Raw genomic sequence first — 6,740 nt, 5'->3', positions numbered from 1 at the left:
GGTCGGCGCTGCGCGCCTCGTCCTCAACCGCCGGACGGGCTGGGATGGTGCTGCGGCCACGCTCGGATGCGTCCGGTCCCGCAGGCGCCTGCGGCGCGACTCGGCGCTCCGCGCCTCAGTCCTCAAACGCCGGACGGGCTGGGATGGTGCTGCGGCCACGCTCGGATGCGTCCGGTCCCGCAGGCGCCTGCGGCGCGACTCGGCGCTTCGCGCCTCAGTCCTCAAACGCCGGACGGGCTGGGATGGTGCTGCGGTCACGCTCGGATGCGTCCGGTCCCGCAGGCGCCTGCGGCGCGACTCGGCGCTTCGCGCCTCAGTCCTCAAGCGCCGGACCGGCTGGAGGTGCGGTTGCGTCGGCTGACGCGCTTCGGGCTTCGCCCGAAGTCCTCAAACGCCGGACAGGCTGAGAAGGGGGCCGGTCACGCTGGCATGCCGGCGCAGCGCAGCGGAGCCGGTCCAGCGCACCGGGTCACCCACGGCATCCCTCGGCGGAGCGCCAGCGGAGCCGTTCGCTTCGCATCAGCCGGCGGAGCGCAGCGGAGCCGGCGCAACCACACCGGCCCACCCGACGACACACCCCGGCGCAGCGCAGCGGAGCCGCCCCGCTTCGCACCGGCGCAGCGCCAGCGGAGCCGTTCACTGGGCGGCGCAAGGCGCCGGCCCCCCGCGCTCCGCCCGGCAAGGCCCCTTGGGGCCGCAGAATCACTTCGATCCCCACCGCCAACCGGCCACGAACACCCCCAGCAGCCCACCCCCCACCCCCCACGCCAAAGGGCGCCCCCCACAGGGGAGCGCCCTTCGTAGCGTCGACCAGAGGTCAGGGCCCGAGCCCTACACCCCCCTACGCCTCCTTGGTCAGGTTGGGGCCGGCCGTGCCGCCTGCCGCCGCGTCGACCGGCGGGGCGTCGGGCAGGGCCGACTTCTCCTCGCCGCGGAAGGTGAACTTGGCCTCTTCGCCCTCACCCTCCACGTCGACGACCACGATGTGGCCCGGACGCAGCTCGCCGAAGAGGATCTTCTCGGACAGGGTGTCCTCGATCTCCCGCTGCACCGCGCGGCGCAGCGGACGGGCGCCCATGACCGGGTCGAAGCCCTTCTTGGCCAGCAGGTTCTTGGCGTCGGTGGAGAGCTCGATGCCCATGTCGCGGTCCTTGAGCCGGTTGTCCAGCTCGTTGATCCGCAGGTCGACGATCTCGATGATGTCTTCCCGGGACAGCTGGTGGAAGACGACGATGTCGTCGACACGGTTCAGGAACTCGGGCCGGAAGTGCTGCTTGAGCTCCTCCGCCACCTTGACCTTCATCCGGTCGTACCCGGCCTGGACGTCGCCCGCGGCCGCGAAGCCGAGGTTGAAGCCCTTGGAGATGTCCCGGGTGCCGAGGTTGGTGGTCATGATGATGATCGTGTTCTTGAAGTCCACGACCCGGCCCTGGGAGTCGGTCAGCCGACCGTCCTCCAGGATCTGCAGCAGCGAGTTGAAGATGTCCGGGTGGGCCTTCTCGACCTCGTCGAAGAGGACGACCGAGAACGGCTTGCGGCGCACCTTCTCCGTCAGCTGGCCGCCCTCCTCGTAGCCCACGTAACCGGGGGGCGAACCGAAGAGGCGCGAGACCGTGTGCTTCTCGGAGAACTCCGACATGTCGAGCTGGATCAGCGCGTCCTCGTCGCCGAAGAGGAACTCGGCGAGGGTCTTGCTGAGCTCCGTCTTACCGACACCGGAGGGACCCGCGAAGATGAACGAGCCACCCGGGCGCTTCGGGTCCTTCAGACCCGCCCGCGTACGGCGGATCGCCTGCGAGAGCGCCTTGATGGCGTCCTTCTGGCCGATGACCCGCTTGTGGAGCTCGTCCTCCATGCGCAGCAGACGCGAGGACTCCTCCTCGGTGAGCTTGAAGACCGGGATGCCCGTGGCCGTGGCCAGGACCTCGGCGATCAGCTCCTCGTCCACCTCGGCGACGACGTCCATGTCGCCGGCCTTCCACTCCTTCTCCCGCTTGGCCTTCGCGGCCAGCAGCTGCTTCTCCTTGTCGCGGAGACCCGCGGCCAGCTCGAAGTCCTGGGAGTCGATCGCCGACTCCTTCTCCCGGCGCACGTCGGCGATCTTCTCGTCGAACTCGCGGAGGTCCGGCGGAGCGGTCATCCGGCGGATGCGCATCCGGGAGCCGGCCTCGTCGATCAGGTCGATCGCCTTGTCCGGCAGGAAGCGGTCGGAGATGTAGCGGTCGGCGAGGGTCGCGGCTGCCACCAGGGCGGAGTCCGTGATGGACACCCGGTGGTGCGCCTCGTACCGGTCGCGCAGACCCTTGAGGATCTCGATGGTGTGCTGGAGGGACGGCTCGGCGACCTGGATGGGCTGGAAGCGGCGCTCCAGGGCCGCGTCCTTCTCCAGGTGCTTGCGGTACTCGTCCAGCGTGGTGGCGCCGATGGTCTGCAGCTCGCCGCGGGCCAGCATCGGCTTGAGGATCGAGGCGGCGTCGATCGCGCCCTCGGCGGCGCCCGCACCGACCAGCGTGTGCAGCTCGTCGATGAACAGGATGATGTCGCCGCGGGTGCGGATCTCCTTGAGGACCTTCTTCAGGCGCTCCTCGAAGTCACCGCGGTAGCGGGAGCCGGCGACCAGGGCGCCGAGGTCGAGGGTGTAGAGGTGCTTGTCCTTGAGCGTCTCGGGCACCTCGCCCTTGACGATCGCCTGGGCGAGCCCCTCCACGACGGCCGTCTTGCCGACGCCGGGCTCACCGATGAGCACGGGGTTGTTCTTCGTACGGCGCGACAGCACCTGCATGACGCGCTCGATCTCCTTCTCGCGCCCGATGACCGGGTCGAGCTTGGACTCACGAGCGGCCTGCGTGAGGTTGCGGCCGAACTGGTCCAGGACGAGCGACGTCGAGGGGGTGCCCTCGGCGGGGCCGCCGGCGGTGGCGGCCTCCTTGCCCTGGTAGCCGGAGAGCAGCTGGATGACCTGCTGCCGCACCCGGTTCAGATCGGCGCCCAGCTTGACCAGGACCTGGGCGGCGACGCCCTCGCCCTCGCGGATCAGGCCGAGCAGGATGTGCTCCGTGCCGATGTAGTTGTGCCCCAGCTGAAGGGCCTCGCGGAGCGACAGCTCCAGGACCTTCTTGGCGCGGGGCGTGAAGGGGATGTGGCCGGACGGGGCCTGCTGACCCTGGCCGATGATCTCCTCCACCTGCTGGCGGACCGCCTCGAGCGAAATCCCGAGGCTCTCCAGGGCCTTAGCGGCGACACCCTCACCCTCGTGGATGAGACCCAGAAGGATGTGCTCGGTGCCGATGTAGTTGTGGTTGAGCATCCGGGCTTCTTCCTGAGCCAGGACTACAACCCGCCGCGCGCGGTCGGTGAACCTCTCGAACATCGTTATCGCTCCTCAGAGCGGTCAGGCAGTAAAGGGGGCTGTCCCCTCCCTGTCCTTCCGCAGCTTAGTCCCGCAAGCGGGGACCGCTCATTCCAACTGCCGACACCCGGACGCTGACTCCACGAGCCTCCCGCACCGTACAAGTCGACACCTGCTCCAACCTGATGGTGCGGAACGATGTTCCCCCAGGCCAGGCGAATACGCTCATTGCCGCTACGCCGATGGCGAACGCCACCCCCGGCCGCACGGGGGCCGCACCGCTCCCACTAGCCAAGTTCTACCCTCCCCGCGTTCAGGTACATGCGATTTCGGCACGGCTTCCCTGCGCTAAGGGCGAACAAGCATGCGTTCCATCGGCGGACCGGAAGCGGACGGAGAGTGCTGGATCAGCCACCTTACGTAACCGGGGCGGCGCTTCGCCGTTGATCCCGGCATGGGGTCCACCGCCGAGGCCGCGCCGGTCCTGTTCGCTCAGGGCTGCGCGCACGCGCGCCCGCAGACGGGGGCGCGGGGGGTGCCGCGGCAGCGGGAGACGTACGGGTTCGACGTGCTCGAGCTGCCGGCGGCGGCGGGGCTCGCGGTGCTCGGGCGGCGGCTGCGGACGGGACCGGTGGCGCTGGCGGGCCGGCGGATGCGCTTCCTGATCGCCGCGGAGTCGGCGGCGGAGCTGCCGGGCCTGCTGTGCTGGCTGGAGTGGGGCGACATCCCGCTGGACCTGGACGCCCGCCGGCCGGTGCCGGGCGAGTTCGCGGGGGCGGTGTGGCTGCGCCCGCCGACGCCGGAGGCGCTGGGCCGACTGCCGGCGCTGACGCTGACGCAGGGGGGCGGGCGGGGGCCCGGAAAGCCGGTTGGGGCAGGCGGCCCAGGCGGCGCGGAGCCCGCGGATCTCGTACGGCTCGTCAGCGCGGCGGCCACCGCCTGCCATCGGCTGCGGCTATTCCACCCCGGGCTTTCCGCACCGGCCGGGGCGACGGGCCCGCCGGGCGGCGCCCGGGAGCCGGAAATGCCTTAGGGGGCGCGCCCCGCACCCACCGGGTTTCCCACCCGGCGAACGGGAAAGCGCCCCCTGACCGAGCCGAACGGCCCGAAGAACGGGTCAGGCGAGACCGTGGGCCTTGTTGTACGCCTCCTTGACCGAGGCGGGCACGCGTCCGCGGTCATTCACCTCGATGTCGTTCTCCTTGGCCCAGGCGCGAATCTTCGGAGTGAGATCGTCACCGCCCGCGGCGGCCCGTACCTTGCGACCGGCCGAGCGTCCGCCCGTACGGCGGCCGTTCTTCACAAACGGCTCGAGTGCGCTGCGGAGCTTCTCGGCGTTGTCAGTGGTGAGGTCGATCTCGTAGCTCTTGCCGTCCAGGGCAAACGTGACCGTCTCGTCCGCCTCGCCGCCGTCGAGGTCGTCGACAAGAAGGACCTGAACCTTCTGTGCCACCGGGCTTCCCTTTCATCGAAAACAACGAGTACTGCGAAAGCAAACCGCTTTTCCGGGAAAAACACAAACCCTGGCGCAGAACCCGACAGGGGATTGCCGTACAAAATCCACTCGATTCGGACATAGCGCACCGATTCCGGTGATCTCCTGCGGCAATCGCCGGAGATCAATACAGTTGCAGCAGCATCCGGCTGTTGCCCAGGGTGTTCGGCTTCACCCGCTCCAGCCCCAGGAACTCCGCAACGCCCTCGTCATAGGAACGCAGCAGCTCACTGTAGACATCCGTATCCACCGGAGTCTCACCGATCTCTGTGAAGCCGTGCTTCGTGAAGAAGTCCACCTCGAACGTCAGGCAGAAAATTCGGCGGACGCCGAGCCAGCGGGCGGTCTGCAGGAGCTTGGCGAGCAAAAGGTGCCCGACGCCGGTGCCGCGGGCCACGGGATCGACGGCCAGGGTCCGGACCTCGGCCAGGTCCTCCCACATCACGTGCAGCGCCCCGCAGCCGACGACCTGCCCGTCCTCGTCCCGCTCGGCCACCCAGAACTCCTGGATGTCCTCGTAGAGGGTCACCGTCGCCTTGTCCAGCAGGATGCCGTCGTGCGCGTACTCGTCCAGCAGCCGCCGCAGGGCGCGGACGTCCGTGGTGCGGGCGCGGCGCACGGTGACCGAGGCGGAAAAGCGGGGTCGTGCGTCACTCATGGGCGGACGCTATCGCCCCGGGGCTTCCGGGGCGGAGCCGGGGTCTTCGGGGGGCGTCTCTTCGCGGGGGGTCTCTTCGCGGGGCGCCGCTTCGTGGGCGTCATTCGCAATGGGTGGAGGCTGCGGGGGATTCGCGGAAGGGGGTTCGGCCGTATCAATGGATACGACCCGCAGCGCGTCCCGCAGGGCCTCGAGCTGTTCCGGGGACATCATCCCGAAGAAGGCGACGAGGGCCGCGGCGGGGTTGTCGCTGGCGGCCCAGGCTTCGTTCATGAGGGCGGCGGAGTACGCGGGGCGGGTGGAGACCGCCTCATATCGATAAGCGCGGCCTTCGGTGCTGCGGCGCAGCCAGCCCTTTGTGTGGAGGTTGTCCATGACGGTCATGACCGTCGTGTAAGCGATGGACCGATCCTGCTGGAGTTCCTCCAGCACTTCCCGGACGGTGACCGGGCGGTTCCACTGCCAGACCCGGGTCATGACGGCGTCTTCGAGCTCTCCTAATGGGCGGACCACGCAGAGCACGATACCCGGGGTGTTCCCGGGAACCCTGTCAATTCGGGCGTTTAGGAATCGCTCGTCTTCTGGCGGAGCGCGCTTGCCTGCGCGGTGGCGGCTTCCGCCTGGTCGAGGATTGCGTCTTCCTTGGCCTTGTTGGGGCCTCCCTGGCTCTTCACCATCCTGATGATGAGGAACGTGAAGAGGATCGCCATCACGGTCGGCGGCACCAATGCGGATACGTAGTCCATGGGTGTCAGGGTACGGCTCGCTGCGCGTGCTGCGGTTTGCGGGGCGCCTGCGGCGCGGTTCGGCGCTTCGCGCCTCAGTCCTCAAACGCCGGACGGGCTGAGGTGGTGCTGCGGTCACGCTGGAAGCGTCCAGCCCCGCTGGCGCCTGCGGCGCGGTTCGGCGCTTCGCGCCTCAGTCCTCAGACGCCGGACGGGCTGGAAGGGGGCCGGTCACGCCGGCATGCCGGCGCAGCGCAGCGGAGCCGCCTCGCTCCGTATCCGGCGCAGCGCGGCGGAGCCGCCTCGCTGCGTATCCGGCGTAGCGTCAGCGGAGCCGTTCGCTGGGCGGCGCCTTGGCGCCGTTCCCCCGCGCTCCGGCCGGCAAGGCCCCTTGGGGCCGCAGAATCGCTTCGATCCATAACGGCGAACGGTCACCAACCCGCGAGCGCCGGGCCGCGACCGCCCGCCCTCTTCCGTCCCCGGCCGGTGGTCGCTGGGGGGCTTACCAGCCCC

The 6,740-nt window shown here is 69.7% G+C and carries 6 protein-coding genes; 1 reads left to right on the top strand and 5 read right to left on the bottom strand.

Features of this window, described 5'->3' with window-relative positions; genetic code table 11:
* Positions 1 to 841 precede the first annotated feature (841 nt).
* Positions 842 to 3,370, bottom strand: coding sequence for an ATP-dependent Clp protease ATP-binding subunit (locus AB0M28_RS39280; RefSeq protein ID WP_365415440.1), 2,529 nt, complete (start codon positions 3,368 to 3,370; stop codon positions 842 to 844).
* Between the two features lie 433 nt (positions 3,371 to 3,803).
* Here AB0M28_RS39280 and AB0M28_RS39275 point away from each other — a divergent pair, with 433 nt between their 5' ends.
* Positions 3,804 to 4,382, top strand: a complete 579-nt coding sequence (locus tag AB0M28_RS39275) for a hypothetical protein (protein WP_365415439.1) — start codon at positions 3,804 to 3,806, stop codon at positions 4,380 to 4,382.
* 84 nt (positions 4,383 to 4,466) lie between these two features.
* Here the strand turns inward: AB0M28_RS39275 and AB0M28_RS39270 are convergent, their stop codons facing one another.
* The 4 genes from AB0M28_RS39270 to AB0M28_RS39255 all read right to left on the bottom strand — a co-directional run bounded on the left by AB0M28_RS39270 (position 4,467) and on the right by AB0M28_RS39255 (position 6,248).
* Positions 4,467 to 4,802, bottom strand: a complete 336-nt coding sequence (locus AB0M28_RS39270; RefSeq protein WP_365415437.1) for an Lsr2 family protein — start codon at positions 4,800 to 4,802, stop codon at positions 4,467 to 4,469.
* A gap of 166 nt (positions 4,803 to 4,968) precedes the next feature.
* Positions 4,969 to 5,502, bottom strand: coding sequence for an amino-acid N-acetyltransferase (locus tag AB0M28_RS39265; protein WP_365415435.1), 534 nt, complete (start codon positions 5,500 to 5,502; stop codon positions 4,969 to 4,971).
* Positions 5,503 to 5,511: 9 nt separating this feature from the next.
* Positions 5,512 to 6,015, bottom strand: a complete 504-nt coding sequence (locus AB0M28_RS39260) for a BlaI/MecI/CopY family transcriptional regulator (protein ID WP_365415433.1) — start codon at positions 6,013 to 6,015, stop codon at positions 5,512 to 5,514.
* A 50-nt stretch (positions 6,016 to 6,065) separates the two neighbouring features.
* Positions 6,066 to 6,248 (bottom strand): hypothetical protein, encoded by a 183-nt coding sequence (locus AB0M28_RS39255; RefSeq protein WP_365415431.1) that lies wholly within the window; start codon positions 6,246 to 6,248, stop codon positions 6,066 to 6,068.
* Positions 6,249 to 6,740 lie beyond the last annotated feature (492 nt).

The sequence above is a fragment of the Streptomyces sp. NPDC051940 genome, assembly GCF_040680895.1.
GTDB lineage: Bacteria > Actinomycetota > Actinomycetes > Streptomycetales > Streptomycetaceae > Streptomyces.
Note: the sequence above shows the minus strand (reverse complement) of the source record. Positions and strands in the feature narration are given on the sequence as shown.

Excerpts from the sequence above, each read along its gene's own strand:
- AB0M28_RS39280 (WP_365415440.1), bottom strand. The coding sequence starts at position 3,370 with ATGTTCGAGAGGTTCACCGACCGCGCGCGGCGGGTTGTAGTCCTGGCT.
- AB0M28_RS39275 (WP_365415439.1), top strand. The coding sequence starts at position 3,804 with ATGGGGTCCACCGCCGAGGCCGCGCCGGTCCTGTTCGCTCAGGGCTGC.
- AB0M28_RS39265 (WP_365415435.1), bottom strand. The coding sequence starts at position 5,502 with ATGAGTGACGCACGACCCCGCTTTTCCGCCTCGGTCACCGTGCGCCGC.
- AB0M28_RS39255 (WP_365415431.1), bottom strand. The coding sequence starts at position 6,248 with ATGGACTACGTATCCGCATTGGTGCCGCCGACCGTGATGGCGATCCTC.